Source organism: Microbacterium sp. NPDC087591 (assembly GCF_044743625.1).
Classification (GTDB): Bacteria; Actinomycetota; Actinomycetes; order Actinomycetales; family Microbacteriaceae; genus Microbacterium.
Genome location: NZ_JBIUWU010000001.1, coordinates 865,920 through 886,533, shown reverse-complemented (window position 1 = coordinate 886,533; position 20,614 = coordinate 865,920). Strand labels below are relative to the sequence as shown.

Here is a 20,614-nt window from a genome sequence, read left to right as displayed (position 1 = left end):
GCCTTCACTCCACCCTGTCAGAAAAGTACTTCTGCCGTTCCGGGGAGGTGCTCGGGAGGAGGACTCGCTCTCGGGCGGAGAACGTCACGGGGGATCATCCGCCCGACACGGAGAACTCCTCCCGACGCGTGGCGGTCGCTGCGCCGCGGCGGCGGGATTTCAGCCCTGGCGGAGCTTCTCGGCGAGGTCGCGCAGCGTGCGCAGCTCGTCGTCGCCGAGGGTCGACATCCGTTCGGCGATGGAGCGGCCGTGCACGGTGGCGAGTGAGCGGAACGCGCGCGCACCGGCCTCCGTGGCTCGGATGAGGGAGCCCCGCCCGTCGTCGGGATCGGCGCACTTCGACACGAGTCCGCGCGTGACCATGCGGTCGACGAGCCGCGAGACGCTCGGCTGGCTGATCAGCATGTTCGCCGTCACGTCGCGCAGCCGCGCGGTCATGTCGGGGGAGCGAGTGACGGTGAGCAGCACGTCGTACTCGGCCTGAGCGAGGTCGCCGTGCTCGAAGTCCGCCATCATCTCGGTGAAGAGCTCGTGCTGCGCCCGGAACAGGCTCTCCCAGGCCTCCAGGGCGAGCTTGCGATCGGTCATCCTCACAGAATAGTGCGAACAGTAAAGGGCCGGTCGGAGAGGCTCCCGACCGGCCCTTGTCCCTTGCACCAAGAGTGTCCTGCAATCACATGCGGTGAGTGCCACAGCAAACATTCACCGTGTGATCACTGTATAACGGCGAGGTAACGAATGCAACGGTTTGGTCACGGAGATTTGAGATCGGACGGACACCCGCCCCGACCGACCACCACTCGCGACTCTCGGGCAACCTGGCCCGCCTGATCGGAGACCTGCTGGCGTCCCAGGCGTGAGGGTTCTCGGCTACGGCCGCCCTCCGAGTCGCAGAGCCGCGGCGTCTTCGCTGGGGGAGGCCCCGAACTCGCGGCGGTACTCGCGGCTGAACTGTGAGGGGCTCTCGTAGCCCACCGCATAGGCCGTGGCGCCGATGTCGCGCGGATCGGCGATCAACCGCAACCGCGCCTCCTGCAGCCGGATGCTCTTCTGATACTGGATCGGGCTCATCGATGTCACCGCGTGGAATGCGCGATGGAACGCGGAGGAGCTCATGCGGGCGAGCTCTGCGAGCTCGTCGACGCGGAGGCTCTCGGCGAAGTGCTCTCTCATCCAGTGGACGACGTGGCGGACTCGGCTGAGGCTGCTGTCGGCGAGACCCAGGTGGCGGACCGTGGCACCTTGTTCATCCGACATGATCAGCCACAGGATCTCCCGCTCGATCATCGGCGCGATGACGGGGATGTCTCGAGGGTGGTCGAGAAGCCTGAGCATGCGGAGCGTGGCGTCGAGCAGCCGCGCGGAGACCTCGCCGACGGCGACCGCCGGAGGGGAGGACTCGCCGCGGGCCGGGCGGGGAAAATCCGCGGCTGCGGCGGTGAGCATCAGTTCCGCGATGACCTCAGGCCTCAGCTCCAGTCCGAATCCGAGCGCTGGGCGCTCCGGAGTGGCGTCGGTGAAGTGGCCTGACACCGGGAGGTCCACGGAGGCGACCAGGTACTGCCCGGCGCCGTAGTCGTGGATCGTTCCGCCGACGGAGAGCCGCTTGGTGCCCTGCGCCACCACCGCCAGGATGGTTCCGGTGGTGGACTCGTCCTGCGACCCTCCGTGGTCCATCCGCGACACGACGACGCCAGGGATCGGGGTCCTGCTGATGCCGCTCGAGGCATGGCGGGCGACCAGCGTGCGGAACTCTTCATACGACATGTGACGAGTGAACCAGTCAGACGCCGCCCGGGCATCTATTCCTCGCGAAATCGGCAGGATCGTGCAAGCAGTCGCGGGGATTGCGATACCTGTCCACACGGGTCTGACGGTTGGCTGGAATCATGAGCGAACAGACAACTGAGCAGAAGATCGTCGTCGTCACCGGAGCGAGCTCCGGTATCGGCCGCGGTGCCGCCATCGAGATCGCCGCCCGCGGCATGGGCGTCGTCATCACCTACAACTCGCGTCCCGAAGGGGCCGAGGAGACCGTCGAGGAGATCCGTCGGAACGGCGGCAGCGCCGTTGCTCTGCCGCTGGACATCGGTCGCAGCGAGACCTTCGGCGGTTTCGCCGATGCGCTCGCCGGCGTGCTGCGGAGCGAGTGGAACGCGGATCGTATCCACGGCCTGGTCAACAATGCCGGCTTCGGAGGTGGCCTGGCGTTCGAGGACATGACCGAGAGCGCCTTCGACGACTACTACCGGGTGCTGCTGCGTGGGCCGTACTTCCTCACTCAAGCGCTTCTGCCGCTCGTCGAGGATGGCGGAGCTATCGTGAACGTGGCCAGCAGCGCGGTCGGACCGGGAGACACCGAACCGGGGTACTCCGGCTATGCGGCGATGAAGGGCGGCCTCGTCGTGGCCTCGCGGTTCCTGGCCAAGGAACTCAGCGGTCGCGGCATCCGCGTCAACTCGATCGCCCCCGGCCCCACGCGCACGCGCCTCGGCGACAACGGCTTCGAGAGGTACCCGGAGGTGATCGCGCCGCTTGCAGCCAAGACCGCGTTCGGACGCATCGGCGAACCCGCCGACATCGGAAAGGTCATCTCCTTCCTCGTCTCGGATGACTCCGCCTGGATCACCGGACAGGACATCCAGGCATCCGGAGGGTACGCACTGTGAGCGCTCGCTTCGGAACCGTCGTCCTCACCGGTGCCACCAGCGGCATCGGCGAAGCGACAGCGCGACGCCTGGCCGCGATGAGCCACACGCTGATCATCCTCGGCGTCGAGCCCGAGCCGCAGGTCGCCGGTGTCATCCGCGGCATCGACGACGCCGGTGGGGCGGATGTGCACTACATCGCGGCGGACTTCACGCGTCTGCAGGATGTCGTCGACGCGGCACGCCGGATCAGGTCGTCAGCCGTGTCGATCGACCTGCTCATCAACGACGCCGCTGTGCCGGGAGCTCCGGCGCGGATGATCACCGCGGACGGGTTCGAACGCACACTGCAGGTGAACGCACTCGCCCCTGCCCTGTTCACACGACTCCTCGTTCCCGCGCTCGCCGAGGGCGCCAGGATCGTCAACGTCGGCTCCTCCGCACACCGCATCGAGCGGTTCGACTTCACCGACACCGATGTCGACCGCGACTACAGCCCGATCACCGCGTACGCCCGAGCCAAACTCGCGATGGTGACGTGGTCCTCGCTGCTGGCCGAAGAGGAGGCCGGGAGCGACACCACGGTCGTCTCCCTCTGTCCTGGCTTGAACGACACCCCTCTCAGCGCGTCGATGACGGGCGGGACCGGAGGCCCGCCGTCCCGCGGGGCAGCGCACGTGCTGTTCGCCGCGTCGGCCGAGGTGCCGTCGGGCTCCTACCTGGAAGACGACCGGGTCGTCGCTCCCAGCGCGGAGGTGCTCGATCCCCGCAACCGGGAACAGCTGGCCCGCCTGTACTGGCACCGGTTGGCCCCGTTCGTCGCGTCGTCACGAGCCGCCCGATGAGCGGCGCGAGCGCACCGGGGACTCTGCTCGCAGGCCGGGTGGCAGTGGTGTTCGGGGCGACCGGCTGGATCGGACGAGCGATCTGCACGGAGTTCGTCCGATCCGGGGCGAGCGTCGTGATGGTCGGTCGCGACAGCGAACGACTGGAAGAGGTGCGGCGGCAGCTCGGCGGAGGCGATCAGATCATGGCCGTGGTCGCGGATGTCATCTCACCGCTCGACGTCGATGACGTGCGACGTGCAGCCGTCGAGCGGTTCGGGCATGTGGATCTGCTCGTGGTCTCCTCCGGAGTCATCAGCGGCTCCGCTTTCGAAGACGGTGTGCCAGCCGATTGGGCCGAGATGATCGACGTGAATCTCCGGGGCCTCCTCCACGCCTCGCAGACCTTCGCAGAGCCGCTGCTCACCGCAGCCGCGCAGGGCGGCGCGGCGGACATGGTGTTGATCGGCGCAGTCAGCACCGACGTCCGTGCGCCGCGGTTCGCCGTCTTCAACGCGGTGTCCGCCGCGATCAAGCAGCTCGCACGCACACTGCGATACGAGTACGGTCCTCGCGGCATGCGGGTCCACATCATCGAGCCCGGGTTCGGAGTCGACCCCCATCACGTCAGCCGGGAGGAACTCGCTTCGAGGCCTGCGCGACCCCGACCCCGAGAGTCATCGCCGGTGACGCCGCAGACGATCGCGGCGGTGGTCGCTCTCGCAGCGAGCCTGCCGCCCGGCGCCAATCTCGCCGAAGTCCTCCTCCTGCCGACCGAGCAGGTCCTCTCATGAACACCCCGCCCGCCGAGAGACGCTCGGCCTTCGCCCGACTGCGGAACAGCCCGCACGCACTCCGTAGCGCACTCGTCCTGTTCGCCGGCACGATCATCGCGCTCGTCTGGGCCAACCTCCCCGACTCGAACTATGAAGAGTTCTGGCACCTCCCGCTCGGCTTCGGCATTGGCTCCTTCACGTTCGACCTCGATCTCCTGCACTGGGTCAACGATGCGCTCATGGCGCTGTTCTTCGCCCACGTCACCCTCGAGGTGCGCCGCGAGCTCGAGCTCGGCGAACTGCGCGACTGGCGCCGTGCCAGCGTCCCCCTCGTCGCCGCCGTCGCCGGCCTCATCGTCCCCGCACTCCTCTACGTGGCGGTCACCTGGGGCTCCGGTTCCGTAGGCGGGTGGGGCGTGGTGGTGTCCACCGATACCGCGTTCGTCCTCGGCATGCTCGCGCTGGTCGGACGAGCCATGCCGCCGGCACTGCGCGTCTTCCTCGTCACCCTCGCGGTCGCCGATGATGTCGGAGCCCTCGCCGTCATCGCGTTCGCCTACACCGATGACTTCACGCCTGCGCCGTTGCTGCTCGCTGCGGTCGGCCTCGGCGTCATCGCGCTGCTGCGTTTCGCCCGGGTGTGGCGAGGAGTCGCGTACCTGGTGCCGTCGGTGCTGGTCTGGGTGGGGTTCCTGCTGTCCGGTGTGCACGCCACCCTCGCCGGCGTCGCGATCGCCGTGCTGCTGCCGATCTTCGCCACGCGATTCGACGACATCCGCCGCGCCCAGGATCATGTCCGGGCCTTCCAGATGGCGCCCACCGCGGGTTACGCGCGGACCGCGGAGAACTCGCTGGCCCGCGCCGTGTCGATCAACGACCGCGCGTACAACACGCTCACCCCGTACGTCTCGTGGTTCATCCTGCCGATCTTCGCCCTCGCCAACGCGGGAGTGCGGATCACCCCTGACTCGCTCCAGGACGCCTTCACCTCCCGCCTCACCTGGGGGATCATCATCGGGCTGGTCCTCGGCAAGACCGTCGCGATCACCGGGGCCACCTGGATCATGGCGCGGCTGCGCCCGGACGCTCTGAGCCCCTCACTGCGGATGTCCCAGATCCTCGGCGTCAGCCTGCTGTCCGGCATGGGCTTCACCATCTCGCTCTTCGTCGTCGAGCTCGCCTTCGACGATCCGATCGATGTCAGCCGCGCTCAGATCGGGGTACTCGCGGCCACCGTGCTCGCGGCAGCGCTCGGTGCGATCGCCTTCTCGGTCCTGAACAACCGAGAGCGGCGGCGATTCCCTGACCGCGACCGACTCCTGCGCCCGCTCGATCCCGACAGGGACCCCGTGCTGGGTGACCCGTCCACCGCCGTCATCACCGTGGTGGAGTACGGAAACCACACCACCCCGTTCCTGGCCGGATCGACCGAGATGCGTCAGGAGATGGTCGGCCGGTTCGGCGGCGACGTCTGTCATGCGTTCCGCCACCTCCCGCTCGAGGAGCCGCTGGGGCGGTCGACGGCCCTCGCCGCTGAAGCGGCGGTCCCCCAGGGACGGTTCTGGGAGATGCGCGACGCGCTCCTCGCCCAGGCGCCCATCCGCAACGATCGCCAGATCCGGCGGGCTGCGGCCGCGGCGGGGTTGAACCTACGTCGCTTCGAGCACGACTGGATGCGCATGATCGGGTCGGAGCGCGTCGACCAGGACATCGACGAGGCGCGCGCCATGCATCTCACCCAGGCTCCCACCTTCTTCATCGACGGACGTCGGTACACCGGCGCCATCGACCCGGACTCGGTCAACAGCGCCGTTGCGCAAGCCCTCGCCGCCGCGCAGGCCGCTGCGGCAACGGTCGACCGGGCCAGGCGCCCCTGACCCGGTGCTCGTGACTCAGCGCCCTTCCGGCGAGATCACCAACCGCGTGCCCCAGGGGTCGGCGAGATGGAGGCTGCGACCGTCATCGGCGCCGTGGATCCCGTGACCGCGCACCCGTTCCGCCATCGCCTCGACGTCGTCGCGGGTCGGCACCTGGATGCGCACGTCGCCGAGTCCGAGGGAGGCAGCGCGCGGTCCTGCCCCGGCGCTCTGCCAGGTGTTCATGCCGATGTGATGGTGGTACCCGCCGGCGGAGACGAACAGGGCCGATCCCAGATCGGCCGTGACGTCGAGGCCGAGCACGTCGACGTAGAACCGCTTCGCGGTGGGGATGTCGCCCACCTGCAGGTGCACGTGACCGATCGCCGCGGTGTCTCCGGCGCTGGTCGCATCCTCGTCGAACCACTGCCGTAGGAACGCATTCGGGTCGAGGGGGAGGGAGTCCATCACGACGCCGCCGCCCGGCGTCCGCTGCCACTCGCCGCGAGGGCGGTCATGGTAGAGCTCGAGGCCGTTGCCTTCGGGGTCGGTGAAGTAGAACGCCTCGCTGACGAGGTGGTCGGCTGAACCGGTGAAGGTCTGCGGCACCCGCTGGGCCATCTGGAAGAGCGAGGATGCGAGCTGCTGTGGATCCTGGAAGAGGATGGCCGTGTGGTAGAGCCCGGCGCCGCGCGGATTCGCGGTCGGGAGGTCCCGTTCCTGCCGCAGGGTCATGATCTTCTGCGCGCCGCGCCCGAGCACGGCGGAGGCGCCGGACTGCTCGAGCACATCGAGCGTGACGGCGTCACGGTAGTAGGCGGTCATGGTGTCGAGGTCGCGGACGAGCAGCTCGACGGTGTCCATCTGCGTGCCGTCGGGCGCGGCCCCGGTGGTCGCGGTCGGTGCCGCCCGCCAGGCCCCGGCCGAGGGCGTCACGCCCATGATGCGAATCCGAGCCAGGCGGCGGCGATGGCGAGAACCAGCAGCACGATGTTCACGACGAGCGTCTTGACCTCGCCGCGCACGACGTGGGTGACGATCGCGCCGAGCTGCACCAGCACCAGACCGACGGCGGCGAGCGGGGCCAGGATCGTGGCGATACCGGTGAGCGGGGGAAGGATCAGACCGAGGGCGCCGAGCACCTCGACGATCCCGATCGCCTTGACCGTCCACAGCGGGAAGTCGGGAGCCCAGGTCAGGCCGGATTCGGCCAGCGTGGCCGGAGGACGAACGACTTTCATCGCACCAGCGCCGAGATAGGCGAGTGCGAGCAGCCCCGCGACGATCCAATATGCGATCAACATCGTGATCCCCTTCTGAGGTCCTGTCATCCGAATCCGGAATGGTTGTTGCTTCAACTAACGTACGCTGGTCGCATGGCATTCCAGGTTCCGAGAATGGATGAGCGTGAGTCGCGCGCCTGGCTCGGGCTGGTGGCCGTGACGCAGCTGCTTCCTGCCGCTCTGGATTCGCAGCTGCAACGCGACGCGCACCTGACGCACTTCGAGTTCATGGTGCTGACGGTGCTCCGGTTCGCGCCGCAGAGCACGCTGCGCATGACCGCGCTCGCCGACGCCACCCACGCGACGCTCACGAGGCTCTCCCACGTCTGCACCCGCCTGGAGAAGCGCGGGATGGTGGAGCGCACACCGTCTCCCGACGACCGGCGGGCGACCGACGTCCGGCTCACGACCGACGGGCGCCGGATGCTGATCCGCGCGATGCCGGGCCATATCGCGACCGCCCGACGCCTCGTGATCGACGCGCTGACCCCCGCGCAGCTGGACGCGCTGGCCGAGATCGCCGAGTCGATCACCGACCGGTTGACTGCCGGTGGAGCGTGCCCGCCCGGCCGCGACTGACGCGTCGCCTCAGCGACTTCTCTCCGGCTGCAACGTTTCCTCGTGTGCCGGCCATGTTCTTGATGAACCACGATGGACGAGGAGCATCATGAACGATCAGGAACTCGATGAGCGGTTGCACCGCGCTGATCCGGCTGGCCCTGCCCCGGAGTCGCTCGACGCGACGATAGACCAGCTGGTCGCACGTCCACTCGTCGCTCGCCCGCGCCGGCGCTGGCGTCCGGTCGTGGCAGTCGGCGGCACTCTGGTGCTGGTGGGCGCGCTCGCCGCGGCGACCGATCTCGACAGCTTCCTGCTCTCGGTCCCTCCGTTCGCCGGTCTCGAGCACGGAGCCGATTTCCGTCCGTCGGCCGGTCTGGCGTTCGTCCCGACCGAAGGGCCGGACCGTGGCGAGCAGTGCAGGATCTACGTCGATCTGGGCGGTCTGACCGACGATCAGCGCGCAGCGGTCGGCGACTACTGGGCATCGGCGGACCCTGCGGCGTTCGCTGCGGCCGTTCAGGAGCGGATGCAGCACCCTCGCCCCCAGGACGTCGGCTCCCCGGAGTCGATCCAGTCCTGGGCGGTGGTCGAGCAGAGCCTCGCCGTGCTCGATCACGTGATCCCCGGCATCGAGTGGGGGGCCGCGACTCCCGGCCAGTCCTTCGAGCCGGGTGATCCGCATCTGGCGTCGGTCACCCAGCTGTGCCGCGACGATCTCGACGGTCTCGAGTCCGGCGAATGACGCCCAAGCTGCGCACGCCGGTGCCCGACATCACCGCTGACGCCGAGCGGATCGAATCCATCGTCCGACGCGAGGCCCCGGCGCTGCTGGCCTATTTCGAGCGCCGGAGCACTCCTCACGACGCCGCCGACCTCTTGGGAGAGGCGCTGCTGATCGCATGGCGTCGGGTCTCGGCGGTGCCCGCAGACGAGCAGGAAGCCCGCATGTGGCTCTTCGGAGTCGCTCGGCGTGTGCTCATGACGAGTCGACGCAGCGGAGTGCGCCGTCAGGCGCTGACCGATCGCCTGCGCGAGGACGCACTGACGAGACCGCCGGCGACGGAGCCGCAAAGCGACCGGTTGCGGGAGGCGCTCGCGTCACTCGACCCCCTCGATGCCGAGATCATCCGTCTGCTTCATTGGGACGGATTCGGCCTCGGCGAGATCGCGCAGCACCTCGGCAGGCCTGCGGGAACGATCCGCAGTCGCTACAGCCGAGCGCGCGCGGTGTTGCGGGCCGTGCTCGAGGCGGAGTGAGCCGGCCGCACGGAACGGATGCCCGATCCATGCGGCCGGCTCTGTGGGGAGTCGGCTCAGCCCAGGAGCTGAGCGCGCCGTGCGCGAGCGTTGCGGCGGGCCAGGATCACTCCGCCGATCACCGCAGCGAGGAACGACCCGAGCAGCACGCCGATCTTCACATGCTCGTCGGCGACCGAGCTCGATCCGTAGGCGAGCTCGCCGACCAGGAGAGAGACGGTGAATCCGATACCGGCGACGAAGCTCATCCCGACCAGGTCGGGCCAGCGCAGCGTCTCGTCCAGGCGCAATGCGGGGAGCCGGCTGAGGAGGAACGTCGTCACGAGGATCCCGATGGGCTTTCCGGCGACCAAACCGACGATGATGCCGATCGTGATCGGGTCGACCAATGCGGAGCGGAGGCCGTCGATGCCGCCGATGGTCACCCCCGCGGCGAAGAAGGCGAAGATCGGCACGGCGAAGAGCGTCGCGACGACACCCCAGCGGTCCGCGAAGTGCGGGGCCATGCCGTCGTACAGCGGCTCGCCGGACTCATCGCTTCCGCTGCGCACCCGCGCACGCTCCGTGGGCACGACGGGCACGACGAAGCCGAGCAGCACGCCGGCGACCGTGGCATGCACGCCCGCCGTGTGGATGCACACCCACACCGCGATCGCGAGCGGCAACAGGATCCACCAGGCGCGCACCCCTTTCTGGGCGAGAAGCGCGAATCCGGCCAGCGGCAGCAGCGCGAGAGCGAGCCAGGGGAAGCTGATCGTCTCGGTGTAGAAGGTCGCGATGATGGTGATCGCGATCAAGTCGTCGATGATCGCGAGCGTCAGCAGGAACACGCGGAGTGCGGGAGGGAGGAACTTCCCGACCACGGCGATCACGGCGACCGCGAAGGCGATGTCCGTCGCGGTGGGGATCGCCCATCCGCGCAGCACATCCGCTCCGCTGTTCGCATTGATCATCACGAAGATCAACGCCGGCACCGCGACGCCGCCCACAGCCGCGGCGATCGGCAAGGCGGCCTGGCGCGGGTCGCGGAGGCGTCCGGTGACGAACTCCTCCTTCAGCTCGAGCCCCACGACGAAGAAGAAGATCGCCAGCAACCCATCGGCGGCCCAGGCCCCGACACTCAGTTCGAGATGCAGTTCGGGGATGCCGAAGGTGAAGTCGCGCACCGATTCGTACCAGGGTGCCGCCGGGCTGTTCGCCAGGATGAGGGCGGCCACCGTCGCCGCAAGGAGGAGAGAGCCTCCGAGGATGTCGCTGCGGGCGTTGGAGCGGATGCCCCGCCACAGCTCGTGCGGAGCGAGAGGGAAGCGGGAGGGAACAGGGAAAGCAGGCACGGCGAAAACCTCACAGGGGAGAAGGGGTGGATGGCGCAGAAGACCACCGCCCCGTGCTTCGAGGCGTGGCCTAGGTGCGTGGCGGCGGGCAGCCGGCGATCTCGCCGTGCGAGAGCGTGCCCCAGACGCTGGTCCATCCGTTCGTGCCGGGGTGCAGCACGACGCGCATCCACTCCCTCATCGGGGTCGCCGAGCGCAGCTCATGCGGAGCGCGCGTCGAGCCGGCGATCGAGAGAACGGGCATCAGGCCAGCCTAATCGCTTGCTTCCGGCATCGACCTGAGTCAATATAGAAGAACTTCAATATAAGAGGACTGGATCCGGCCATGACGCTCTCGCTCTCCCCCGCAGAGGACACCTGCAGTCCCGTCACCACCCACGCCATCGGGCTGGAGGCCGCCTCCTCGGTCGCGGCCACGCTGAAAGCCCTGTCGGATCCGCTGCGGCTGCGGATGCTGTCGGCCATCGCATCCGACCCCCGCGGCGAGTCGTGCGTCTGCGATCTCGCCGAGCTCGCCGATGTCTCGCAGCCGACCGTCTCGCACCATCTCAAGGTGCTGAAGGACGTCGACGTCCTCACCTCCGAGCGGCGCGGAACCTGGGTCTGGTACCGCATCAACCCGAGCCGACGGAGCGCCGTCACGGCACTGCTCGATTCGTTCGCGCCCGCCAGCGTCGCGCCCTGGAGCAGCGACGGGGAACAGCTCAGGCCCGACTTCGATGCACGGGTGACCCGTCTCGCGCAGGAGCTCGCGGCGGAGGTCCCAGAGCTCGATGCCGACGTCGTGCTCACGACCGTCCGCGAGTCCTACACGGCCCTCGCGCGGACCGCCCGCGTCACCTCGGCGCTGGTTCCCCTCACCGAGCGCTTCGCCCGTCAGCGCCTCAGCGACCTCACCCGCGACCGGGCCACGGCGGTGCCGCAGGTACTGTTCGTCTGCGTCGCCAACGCCGGACGCTCGCAACTCGCCGCGGCGCTCGTCAACCAGCTCGCCGGTGGCAGGGTCGTGGCACGCTCGGCGGGATCGAGCCCGGCGGACGTCATCCACCTGCATGTGCGCTCGCTGCTGGCCGAGATCGAAGGCGACACTGCGGCCGAGCGGTTCCCGAAGCCGCTCACCGACGACGCCGTCCGGGCCGCCGACGTCGTCATCACGATGGGGTGCGGCGATGTCTGCCCCATCATCCCCGGGGTGCGCTACGACGACTGGGCTGTCGGCGACCCGGCCCTCGCCTCGCGCGAAGGCGTCGAGGCCATCCGCGACGACATCGCCGGCCGCGTGCGCGCGCTCGTCGACGACCTTCTTCCCTGATCACATCCCTCGCACCTGGAGCACTCATGACCGACACGACCACCACGCCCTCCGTCCTCTTCGTCTGCGTGCACAACGCCGGCCGCTCGCAGATGGCCGCCGGCTTCCTGCGCGACATCGCCGGTGACCGCATCGAGGTGCGCTCCGCAGGCTCGATGCCCGCCGACCAGATCAATCCGATCGCCGTCGAGGCCATGTCCGAGGTCGGCATCGACATCACCGCAGAGCAGCCCAAGATCCTGACCGCCGAAGCCGTGCAGGCCTCGGACGTGGTGATCACGATGGGATGCGGCGACGCCTGCCCCATCTTCCCCGGCAAGCGCTACGAAGACTGGAAGCTCGACGACCCGGCCGGCCAGGGCATCGATGCAGTGCGCCCGATCCGGGACGACATCCGTGCGCGGATCGAACAGCTGGTGAGCGAACTGATCTGAGCGATCAGGTCCGGCTGCCGGATCTCGCACTCCGGGCGTCGTGCCAGGTGCGGTAGCCTCCGTCGAGGTTGCGCACGGCGAAGCCGTGCTGTGCGAGCAGGCGGGTGGCGGCGTGTCCCCGCAGCCCGACCTGGCAGTGGACGATGAGCGGGCCGTCGGGAAGCTCGTCGAGACGCTCTCTGAGTTCGTCGAGCGGCACGTTGATCGCTCCGGGGATGGCCCCGGCTGCGAACTCCGCCGGTGTCCGCACGTCGATCAGCGCTGCTCCCACGGTGAGCGCGTCATCGAGTTCGTGCCACTGCAGCGTCGGGGTCGTGCCGGATCGGGTGTTCTCCGCGACGTATCCGAGCATGTTCACGGCATCCTTGGCTGAGCCGAACTGCGGCGCGTAGGCGAGTTCGAGCTGGGACAGCTCGGAGGCCGGGAGCCCCGCGTGCATCGCCGTCGCGATCACGTCGATCCGCTTGTCGACCCCCTCGCGACCGACGATCTGCGCGCCGAGGATGCGATCCGTCAGGGGGTCCGCGAGGAGCTTCATCGACATCGTCTCCGCGCCAGGGAAGTAGCCGGCGTGTGATGCGGGGTGCACGTGCGCCGTGTAGAAGTCGCGGCCGGCGGTCGTCAGCTGCTTCTCGCTCCAGCCGACCTTCGCGGCGACGGTTCCGAAGACGCTCACGATGCCTGTGCCGAGAGCCGGTCGCGACGACGGAGCGCGACCGGCGATGATGTCGGCGACCATTCGACCGTGCCGGTTCGCCAAGCCGGCCATCGTGATCAGCGCGGTGCCCCCACCGACGAGCTCGGTCTTCTCCACGCCGTCACCCACAGCGAAGACATCGGGGGCGCTGGTGCGGCAGGATGCGTCGACGCGGATTCCGCCTGTCTCGCCGATCGCGATCCCCGCCGCGGTCGCGAGCTGCGTCTCCGGGGTGACACCGGATGCATCGACGATGAGTTCGGCAGGAGCCGACGTGCCATCGCTCAGCGCGACAGCGCCGTCCGTCGTCCCGGTGATCGTCACGCCGAGCCGCACATCCACCCCGTGTGAGCGCACGGCGGCGAGGATCGGGGCGCTCATCTCGATGTCCAACGGCGAGAGCAACTGCTCACCGCGCTGCACCAGTGTTACGGCGGCGCCTCGGCTGACGAGATTCTCGGCAGCCTCGAGCCCGGTATAGCCACCGCCGATGACCACGACGGGGATGCCGGGCCGCGTGAGCGAGGAGTGGATCGCGTCGGCGTCGGCGACCGTGCGCAGCGAGAGGACGGGGATGCTCGATCCCGTCTCGGCTCGTCGGGGGGAGGCGCCGAGCGCGAGCACGAGAGCGTCGTATGTCTCGACGGTGCGCCGACCGCTTTCGAGGTCGATCACGTCGACCGTCTTCCGAGCCGTGTCGATCCGCGAGGCCTCATGCCGTACGCGCACGTCGAGGCGGAAGCGTCTGTGCAGGGAGTCCGGTGTCTGCAGCAGCAGCGATGCCCGCTCCGGGATCACGCCCCCGACGTAGTAGGGCAGGCCGCAGTTGGCATACGAGACCTCGGGCCCGCGTTCGATCACGGTGATCTCGGCGGATTCGTCGAGTCTGCGCAGCCTGGTCGCCGCCGACATTCCGCCGGCCACCCCTCCGACGATCAGGACCCTGCGGGGCGCGGTCATCGCTGGAAGAGCCTCGAGAAGAAACCGCCCTGGCTCGGCTGCTTCGGGTGCCCGGGGCACCACTGAGACGACGGGACCGAGCGGCGCACGGACTCGACGTGCTGACCGCACCCCGCCCATGTGGTCTTCCCGCAGGTTCGACAACTGACGGCTCGGCACATATCGATCTCCTCTTCTTATACCCCGGTGGGTATTTAGAACTATACCCTAGGGGGTATCGTGGAAGTTCAGTCCACACACAGGGAGAGACGATGATCATCGAGAACGCAGACGCGCAACGAAAGATCCTCAACCGGCTCAAGCGCGCTCAGGGGCAGCTGGCGGCGGTCATCGCCGCAGTGGAGACGGAGAGCGACTGCCGGACCGTCGTCACCCAGCTCTCTGCCGTGAGTTCCGCCCTGGACAGGGCGGGTTTCCAGATCATCGCGACCGCGATGAAGGAGTGCCTCGCCGACCCCGACGACGGTGCGCAGAACGCGGAGGGCGTGTCGCTGGCAGAACTCGAGAAGCTCTTCCTGTCATTGTCCTGACCGCGGCTTCGCGACGGGGTGCCCTCCGGCGCGCCCTACCCGTGGGCCAGCACCTGCAGTCCGATCACGGCCAGGCCGAGCGCGGCCTCGGCGCCGAGCGCGATGAGTCGCTGGAACCAGGTCAGCGGAATGCGGCGCACCGCGACCCACCCGATCACGATCAGGGAGGCGAGCAGGGCGATCGCGCTCGCGCGCAGGGCCGCCTCGGTGCTCCACACGTCGAGCGCGGCGACGCCGAGGAAGAGGAACGGCAGCACCACGGTGCTCAGCGCTCCGAAGCTCGACCCGACCGCGTGGCGCAGCTCGGCCCGGGTGAACAGGCGTCCGTGCACCACCAGGTGCGAGACGAGATCGGCGGTGAACACCGCGAGCAGCGTGCCCAGCACGGTGACGATCAACGTCGTGGCGGACTGACCGGCGGTTGCATGGCCATGGCTGGAGAGGGTGATCACGACCGCGAGGGCGGCGAAGGTGAGGTAGATCCGCTCCTTCAGATGCGCAGCGCGCGCAGCTCGTTCGGCATCGTCGATCTCGTGAGCCATATCGGTCTCCGCTCTGTGGGGGCGGATCCAGCGTAATCGGGCTCTGGCGGATGCATCACACGCGCCGTGGTCGGTCGGACCGGTGAGACCTTCGGAGCGTGAGCGCGGCGAGCACACTGAAACCGACGACGACCGAAATGGCGGTGCCCCACCAGAACCAGGACGTGCGTCCTTCCTCCGACCACAGCAGCTCCAGCGCGCCGTAGAGCACTGTGAGCGGCAGGGTGACGATCGCGATGAGTCCGAGCAGAAGATCGGTCAGTCGCTGCGACCGCTCCGTTCGACGCTGGTGCTCCATATCGCTGATCTCGATCAGCGCATCTTGTTCGTTCTCCACCGACTGGCGAATCTCCTCCGAGCGCAGTTCTCGTCGAAGAGCACCGACGATCGTCGTGGTCGCGGCTCCTTCATGTCGCGTGGCCCGATCGAACGACGTCCGCAGAACGACGAGCGCGCGACGCAGATCGAGCATGATGTCCAGATCAAGCTCCGAGCGCGCCGACATCGCCCGCGCCGCCGCGGATTGGCGCTCCAATAGCCGCCGCTCCAACAGCGTTGCAGCTACGACGTCCACGTAAAGCCCCGAGACGTACAGCCGCGCCTGCTCGAACTGCGCTTGGCTCGCTTTTGCGCGGTGGAAGACCATGCCGCGTGGGGTCACCATGACGCTCCACGATGCGCTGAGCGCGTGCACATCTCGCCGCGCGCGGTCTCTGCGCTCGGCGCTGGCGCTCTCTCCCGCCGCCGCCGCTGGCGACAGCGTCGCCAGCGCTCGGATGAGGAGGAGTTCGGATCCGTCATCGTCAGCGAGCTCCAGCTCAGTGAGGACGGGATAGATCGGTCGATCCCGCAGCGCGCCCGCAGCATTGGTATTCCGGAAGTCGAGCCCGAGCAGATCGAGAGAGTGCGGAAGGACGCGTTGCAGATCGTCGAGCACGCCTATGCGGTCACGCGGAACGCCGAACTGCGAACCCATCCATTCTGCATCCGGCTCCGTCAGGGCATGGTCGTGGTGCAGGTGCACGATGAGGATCCCCGCATGGCCGGCGACGTCGTCGTGAGTGTGTATCTCCTTCGGCGCGAGCAGGAGTTCGATGCCGACGACGTGGAAGGGGCTGCTCGCGTCCTGGGGGCCGATGCGGAAGGGTACCTGCGGGATCCAATGAGACCGGATCGACAGTGTCTTCGAGCTGGAGCCGTACAGGGTTCTCGCCAGATCGGAGGAGAAGTTCTCGCGCCGTTCTGCTTCGTCGAAGTGCACGGAATTGATGTACTCGTTGCGCTCCGACTCGCGGATGCCGAAGACGAGGGGGCCGAGATTCCACCCACCGCCAGGAAGCGCGCCGAGGAAGCGGTCCAGGTCGGCGTCCACGTGAAGCAGCAACGCTCGTCCGCTGGCGAAGGGGTGCTTCACGCCTTCGCCCGACCGAGTCGAATCAGTCGGCCGGTTCATCGTCAGCCGCTTCGTGAACACCCGCGATGGAAGAACTGTCACTAGTCAGATCGCGCAGCAATTCGCCGTTCTCTGTGGAGACCCATGTCGACGGGCCGCTGACGTTCGCAGCTTGAATGACCGTCGCCGCAGTTGACGTGGAGTCGAAAGCATAGTCTCGAGTGAAGACTCTGCGCGCATCCGACGTCGCGATGTCTGGCTGTTCGGCCAGGATTCCCTCGGAGATGAGCCGATCTGTCAGCGCTTTCGCGTGCGCGGGCATCGTGGGCGCTTGGCGGACCCGAGCCGTGCTGCCCTCGAGCACAGTGATCCCGCGCCCGTCGTCAGACAGGATGCCGCGCGCATGCACGGTTCCGCGGCGGGCGATCCTGAACTCGCGGCGATCGAGGCGGTCGGATTCGATGCGTCCTTCCGGGGCCGGTGCTGCGCTCTCGCGGGCGGAGTCGAAATCACCACCGAAGACGCGGGCGACGGCATCGAGAAAGCTCGCGGGGTCCAGCTGAACGTACGACACGGCGGCGACGCGGCGTGCTTCTTCAACGAGGCCCGGGTGAGGCATGCGGATGGGCTGGTCGCCGGGCACCTTGAGCGTCTGCCACCAGTCCTCCTTGCGGTCATCTGTGACGAGGACGAGATGACGCGGCGAGCTCTCAGAGCCGACCCGACCGCTCATGTAGTCGAGAGTCTGCATCCAGATCAGCGCGTCGCCGTACTTGGTGTCCCCGGACTTCCCGCGATCAGCGCCCTCCGTGGTTTTGTCGTCCAAGAACCCTGGAGGAACGCGGCGAGAGAATCTCTGGTCCGCCTCCTTGCGCCGCGCACTCGCTTCATCCGGTGAGTAGGGGATCCCGACTCGACCCGTCAACCGGTTGCGGAGCGCGGTCACGATCGCGTCGTCTTCAGGATTCACTGAGAACCGCTCATTGTGCGAGTCGATCGCGGTATCCAGTTCGTCGCTGAATACCCGCGCGGCCTCACGCAAACGGCTGCTGAGTTCCATGGGCGAGATGCGCTGATCGCCGCCCCCGAGGCGCCGCTTCATCGACCAATGCCGATAGGTGTCCTCGATCTCCTTGATGTGGCGGGAGATCGCACTCTGCGCCTGGTTCGCTTCGACGGGGTAGACGACTGCGGCGTGCCGATTGCGCCAGAACTCCTCCATGACCTGATGTGGCAGCCATAGGCGGTCGAGGACTCTGTCGAGCGCTGCCATCCACTGTTGAACGGCGTCCTCATCGAGTGAATACAGATTCAGCAAAATGTTCGCGTCCAGCACGATGATGCCGCTCCGCACCCCCTCGTCCGTCAGCGCGTCGGTGGGCGGTTGCCACTTCTCAAAGCCGTCGAGCATTCTTCCCCACTGATCTTCGTCGGAGCGAGAGTCATCCTGACTTCACCGTATCGGACCGATGAGCTCGCGCGACGTGTGCCCGTCGACTCCGGGGAGCACTCGCACGACGACAGCGAGCAGGCGGTGCTCAGTGGTCGAGTCTGTGACCGTCACGAGGTTCCCGGCGAACCGTCAGAGAGCACCCTCTGCGACCCCCTAGACTGGGGGAACCAAGGGGAGTACTCCGACACGGTGGGTTCGTCATTACGGATGCAGTCGCATCCCGGCCCACCGGTTCCTGATCTCAGGAATGGAGAAGACTTTGGCGCTGCTTTTTGCTACGCCGAGTCTGGAGCCTCTCTTGGAAATCACGCCCCTCATCTGGGTCATCACGATCGCGGTCACGATCGCGTTCTTCGTCTATGAGTTCTTCGCGCACGTGCGCACACCGCACGAGCCGACCATCGCCGAGTCCGCGCGGTGGTCGATCTTCTACATCAGCCTCGCGCTGCTGTTCGGTGTCGGCATCGGCATCTTCTCCGGGTGGACGTTCGGCGGGGAGTACTTCGCCGGATATCTGACCGAGAAGGCGCTGTCTATCGACAACCTCTTCGTGTTCCTGATCGTGATGACCGGGTTCGCGGTACCGAAGATCTATCAGCAGAAGGTGCTGATGATCGGCATCGTGATCGCGCTGATCCTGCGCGGGATCTTCATCGCGGTCGGCGCGACGCTGATCGAGAACTTCTCCTGGATCTTCTACCTGTTCGGTGCGCTGCTCCTCGTGCTCGCCTACCGTCAGGCCTTCAGCAACCACGAGAGCGACCCCGCCAACGGGCGCTTCATGACCTTCGTGCGCCGCCACCTGCCGGTGAGCGACGAGTACAACAAGGACCGCCTGACCGTCGTCAAGAACGGCAAGCGCTTCGTCACACCGATGCTCCTGACGATCATCGCGATCGGCTTCATCGACCTGGTCTTCGCGGTCGACTCGATCCCCGCGATCTACGGCCTGACCGACGAGGCGTACATCGTGTTCACCGCGAACGCCTTCGCGCTCATGGGTCTGCGTCAGCTGTACTTCCTGATCGGCGGCCTTCTGGAGCGCCTGGTGTACCTCGCCCAGGGCCTCGCTGTCATCCTCGCGTTCATCGGCGTCAAGCTCGTGTTCCACGCTCTGCACGTCAACGAGCTGCCGTTCGTCAACGGCGGTGAGCCGGTGCTCTGGGCCCCCGAGATCCCCATCTGGTTCTCGCTGCTCTTCATCGCCGCGACCATCGCGGTCGCCACGGTCGCCAGCCTCATGAAGACGCGACGCGACCCCGCCGCCGTCACTTCCGCCACCGAAACCCCCACCACAAAGGAGCACTCTTGAGCGCGCAGCGCTGTTCTGACTCTTCGGACTCTGACAGTACGAGCGTCCGGTTCGCACCGGGCGCTCACCCCACGACAGACAGGGCCGTCCGCTGATGGGCGACCTGCTCTGGAACATCGCTCTCGTCTTCGCGTTCGTGCTGATCGGCGGTGTCTTCGCTGCCACGGAGATGGCGCTGGTCACACTGCGTGAGAGCCAGATCACCGCGATCGGCCAGCGCGGGCGCCGCGGCGCGAAAGTCGCCGCCCTCGCCCGCAACCCCAACACCTTCCTCTCCGCCGTGCAGATCGGTGTGACCGTTGCCGGCTTCGCGTCGGCGGCGTACGGGGCGACCTCGATCGCGCCCTCGGTGGCTCCGGTCTTCGAGTCGTGGGGGATGGCGGCTCCGCTGTCGCTCACCGTCGCGACGCTGGTGCTCACGCTGGTCATCGCGTACCTGTCGCTCGTGCTCGGCGAACTCGTGCCGAAGCGTCTGGCGATCCAGCGCAACGCGCAGTTCGCGTACGCCGTCGCTCCTGCCCTGAACGGCTTCGCGACCGTGATGCGTCCGGTGATCTGGCTGCTGTCGGTATCGACCAACGCGCTGGTGCGCGTGCTCGGCGGCGATCCGCACAAGACCGCCGATGAGATGACCGACGAGGAGGTGCGCGAGATCGTCGCCAGCCACCAGGGTCTTCCGGATGACGAGCGACGGATCCTGGACGACGTGCTGTCTCTGCGCGGGCGGCAGATCAGCGAGGTCATGCGCCCTCGTCCTGAGGTCGTCGCACTCGACGAGACGTTCACGGTCGGCGAGGCGATCGCGCAGGCACGTGAGCTGCCGTTCTCGCGGTACCCCGTGTCGGACAAGTCCATCGACGACATCACCGGCTTCGTCCACGTGCGCGACCTGTTCGAGGCGGTCGCCGAGGATCCGACCCAGGCGCTCTCGACTCTGGTGCGCCCCATCCTCTACATCCCGTCGACGGCGCGGGTGCTGCCGACGCTCACGCGCCTGCGGGCCGAGGGGCACCACATCGCCGTCGTCGTGGACGAATACGGCGGGACCGATGGGCTCGTCACACTCGAAGACCTCGTGGAGGAGGTCGTCGGCGAGATCTTCGACGAGTACGACACCGCCGAGCTGGAGGTTCCCGGTGGCGCTCTCGACGGACGCCTCAATCTGCAGGACTTCGAGGAGGCGACCGGCATCGAGCTGCCTCGAGGGTCCTCCGACACGATCGCCGGATTCGTGACGGAGCAGCTCGGACGCCTGGCGGTCGTCGGAGATGTCGTGGAGGTCGAGGGGGCCACCATCCAGGTGGCCGAGCTCGACCGGCGCCGCATCGCCCGGGTGCGGGTGACCGCACACAGCGACTCCGACTGACGCGCCGGAGTGAGGCTGCCGGCCTCCTGCGAGATGAGCCGCCCCGTGAGCGCGTGCACACGGGGCGGCTCCGTGC

General features: G+C 67.8%; 22 protein-coding genes. 12 read left to right on the top strand and 10 right to left on the bottom strand.

All coding sequences use genetic code 11. The features are described from left to right. Positions 1–159: 159 nt before the first annotated feature. Complete coding sequence (locus ACIOVG_RS04170) at positions 160–588, bottom strand: MarR family winged helix-turn-helix transcriptional regulator (RefSeq protein ID WP_400869333.1); 429 nt, start codon at positions 586–588, stop codon at positions 160–162. Between the two features lie 282 nt (positions 589–870). Next, on the bottom strand, positions 871–1,767 hold the full coding sequence (locus tag ACIOVG_RS04165; protein ID WP_400869331.1) for an AraC family transcriptional regulator N-terminal domain-containing protein: 897 nt from the start codon (positions 1,765–1,767) through the stop codon (positions 871–873). 122 nt (positions 1,768–1,889) lie between these two features. On the opposite strand from ACIOVG_RS04165, the gene ACIOVG_RS04160 reads away from it, so the two are divergent. Genes ACIOVG_RS04160 through nhaA (ACIOVG_RS04145) form a run of 4 tightly spaced genes read left to right on the top strand, consistent with a single transcriptional unit; the run spans position 1,890 to position 6,125 of the window. Beyond that, positions 1,890–2,669, top strand: coding sequence for an SDR family NAD(P)-dependent oxidoreductase (locus ACIOVG_RS04160; RefSeq protein ID WP_400869329.1), 780 nt, complete (start codon positions 1,890–1,892; stop codon positions 2,667–2,669). Beyond that, positions 2,666–3,493, top strand: a complete 828-nt coding sequence (locus ACIOVG_RS04155; protein WP_400869327.1) for an SDR family NAD(P)-dependent oxidoreductase — start codon at positions 2,666–2,668, stop codon at positions 3,491–3,493. Before ACIOVG_RS04160 ends, ACIOVG_RS04155 begins: the two co-directional genes overlap by 4 nt. Then, positions 3,490–4,266 carry an SDR family oxidoreductase gene (locus ACIOVG_RS04150; RefSeq protein WP_400869325.1) on the top strand — a complete coding sequence of 259 codons (777 nt, stop codon included), beginning with the start codon at positions 3,490–3,492 and terminating at the stop codon, positions 4,264–4,266. Before ACIOVG_RS04155 ends, ACIOVG_RS04150 begins: the two co-directional genes overlap by 4 nt. Further along, a complete protein-coding gene (gene nhaA / locus ACIOVG_RS04145) occupies positions 4,263–6,125 on the top strand; it encodes a Na+/H+ antiporter NhaA (RefSeq protein ID WP_400869323.1) in 1,863 nt (620 codons plus the stop codon). Before ACIOVG_RS04150 ends, nhaA (ACIOVG_RS04145) begins: the two co-directional genes overlap by 4 nt. A gap of 15 nt (positions 6,126–6,140) precedes the next feature. Here nhaA (ACIOVG_RS04145) and ACIOVG_RS04140 read toward each other — a convergent pair whose 3' ends face one another. Next, entirely contained in the window at positions 6,141–7,046 is a 906-nt protein-coding gene (locus tag ACIOVG_RS04140; RefSeq protein ID WP_400869321.1) for a VOC family protein, read from the bottom strand. Beyond that, the gene (locus ACIOVG_RS04135; RefSeq protein ID WP_400869319.1) at positions 7,037–7,408 is read right to left on the bottom strand and encodes a DoxX family protein; all 372 of its coding nucleotides are present in this window, start codon (positions 7,406–7,408) and stop codon (positions 7,037–7,039) included. Before ACIOVG_RS04135 ends, ACIOVG_RS04140 begins: the two co-directional genes overlap by 10 nt. A gap of 93 nt (positions 7,409–7,501) precedes the next feature. Here ACIOVG_RS04135 and ACIOVG_RS04130 point away from each other — a divergent pair, with 93 nt between their 5' ends. The 3 genes from ACIOVG_RS04130 to ACIOVG_RS04120 all read left to right on the top strand — a co-directional run bounded on the left by ACIOVG_RS04130 (position 7,502) and on the right by ACIOVG_RS04120 (position 9,205). After that, positions 7,502–7,966 (top strand): MarR family winged helix-turn-helix transcriptional regulator, encoded by a 465-nt coding sequence (locus ACIOVG_RS04130; protein WP_400869317.1) that lies wholly within the window; start codon positions 7,502–7,504, stop codon positions 7,964–7,966. An 88-nt stretch (positions 7,967–8,054) separates the two neighbouring features. Continuing rightward, entirely contained in the window at positions 8,055–8,690 is a 636-nt protein-coding gene (locus ACIOVG_RS04125) for a hypothetical protein (protein WP_400869315.1), read from the top strand. Further along, entirely contained in the window at positions 8,687–9,205 is a 519-nt protein-coding gene (locus tag ACIOVG_RS04120; protein ID WP_400869313.1) for an RNA polymerase sigma factor, read from the top strand. The genes ACIOVG_RS04125 and ACIOVG_RS04120 overlap by 4 nt, the downstream gene beginning before the upstream one ends. A 56-nt stretch (positions 9,206–9,261) precedes the next feature. Here the strand turns inward: ACIOVG_RS04120 and nhaA (ACIOVG_RS04115) are convergent, their stop codons facing one another. Then, positions 9,262–10,539 carry a Na+/H+ antiporter NhaA gene (nhaA, locus tag ACIOVG_RS04115; RefSeq protein ID WP_400869311.1) on the bottom strand — a complete coding sequence of 426 codons (1,278 nt, stop codon included), beginning with the start codon at positions 10,537–10,539 and terminating at the stop codon, positions 9,262–9,264. Between the two features lie 70 nt (positions 10,540–10,609). After that, positions 10,610–10,783 carry a hypothetical protein gene (locus ACIOVG_RS04110; protein ID WP_400869309.1) on the bottom strand — a complete coding sequence of 58 codons (174 nt, stop codon included), beginning with the start codon at positions 10,781–10,783 and terminating at the stop codon, positions 10,610–10,612. An 81-nt stretch (positions 10,784–10,864) separates the two neighbouring features. On the opposite strand from ACIOVG_RS04110, the gene ACIOVG_RS04105 reads away from it, so the two are divergent. Beyond that, positions 10,865–11,851: a metalloregulator ArsR/SmtB family transcription factor gene (locus tag ACIOVG_RS04105; RefSeq protein ID WP_400869307.1), complete on the top strand. Its 987-nt coding sequence runs from the start codon at positions 10,865–10,867 to the stop codon at positions 11,849–11,851. Between the two features lie 26 nt (positions 11,852–11,877). After that, positions 11,878–12,285 (top strand): arsenate reductase ArsC, encoded by a 408-nt coding sequence (locus ACIOVG_RS04100; RefSeq protein ID WP_400869305.1) that lies wholly within the window; start codon positions 11,878–11,880, stop codon positions 12,283–12,285. 4 nt (positions 12,286–12,289) lie between these two features. On the opposite strand, the gene ACIOVG_RS04095 is transcribed toward ACIOVG_RS04100, so the two are convergent. After that, entirely contained in the window at positions 12,290–13,942 is a 1,653-nt protein-coding gene (locus tag ACIOVG_RS04095) for an FAD-dependent oxidoreductase (RefSeq protein WP_400869303.1), read from the bottom strand. A gap of 251 nt (positions 13,943–14,193) precedes the next feature. On the opposite strand from ACIOVG_RS04095, the gene ACIOVG_RS04090 reads away from it, so the two are divergent. Next, positions 14,194–14,472 (top strand): metal-sensitive transcriptional regulator, encoded by a 279-nt coding sequence (locus ACIOVG_RS04090; protein ID WP_400869301.1) that lies wholly within the window; start codon positions 14,194–14,196, stop codon positions 14,470–14,472. A gap of 35 nt (positions 14,473–14,507) precedes the next feature. On the opposite strand, the gene ACIOVG_RS04085 is transcribed toward ACIOVG_RS04090, so the two are convergent. Genes ACIOVG_RS04085 through ACIOVG_RS04075 form a run of 3 tightly spaced genes read right to left on the bottom strand, consistent with a single transcriptional unit; the run spans position 14,508 to position 17,818 of the window. Then, complete coding sequence (locus ACIOVG_RS04085; protein ID WP_400869299.1) at positions 14,508–15,014, bottom strand: hypothetical protein; 507 nt, start codon at positions 15,012–15,014, stop codon at positions 14,508–14,510. Positions 15,015–15,069: 55 nt separating this feature from the next. Then, a complete protein-coding gene (locus tag ACIOVG_RS04080; RefSeq protein ID WP_400869297.1) occupies positions 15,070–16,488 on the bottom strand; it encodes a hypothetical protein in 1,419 nt (472 codons plus the stop codon). After that, complete coding sequence (locus ACIOVG_RS04075) at positions 16,451–17,818, bottom strand: PIN-like domain-containing protein (RefSeq protein ID WP_400869295.1); 1,368 nt, start codon at positions 17,816–17,818, stop codon at positions 16,451–16,453. Before ACIOVG_RS04075 ends, ACIOVG_RS04080 begins: the two co-directional genes overlap by 38 nt. A 340-nt stretch (positions 17,819–18,158) precedes the next feature. Between ACIOVG_RS04075 and ACIOVG_RS04070 the strand changes: the two genes are divergently transcribed. Both ACIOVG_RS04070 and ACIOVG_RS04065 read left to right on the top strand, forming a co-directional pair. After that, positions 18,159–19,172, top strand: coding sequence for a TerC family protein (locus ACIOVG_RS04070; protein ID WP_400869293.1), 1,014 nt, complete (start codon positions 18,159–18,161; stop codon positions 19,170–19,172). Positions 19,173–19,266: 94 nt separating this feature from the next. Next, on the top strand, positions 19,267–20,538 hold the full coding sequence (locus tag ACIOVG_RS04065; protein ID WP_400869291.1) for a hemolysin family protein: 1,272 nt from the start codon (positions 19,267–19,269) through the stop codon (positions 20,536–20,538). The last annotated feature ends 76 nt before the right edge of the window (positions 20,539–20,614 follow it).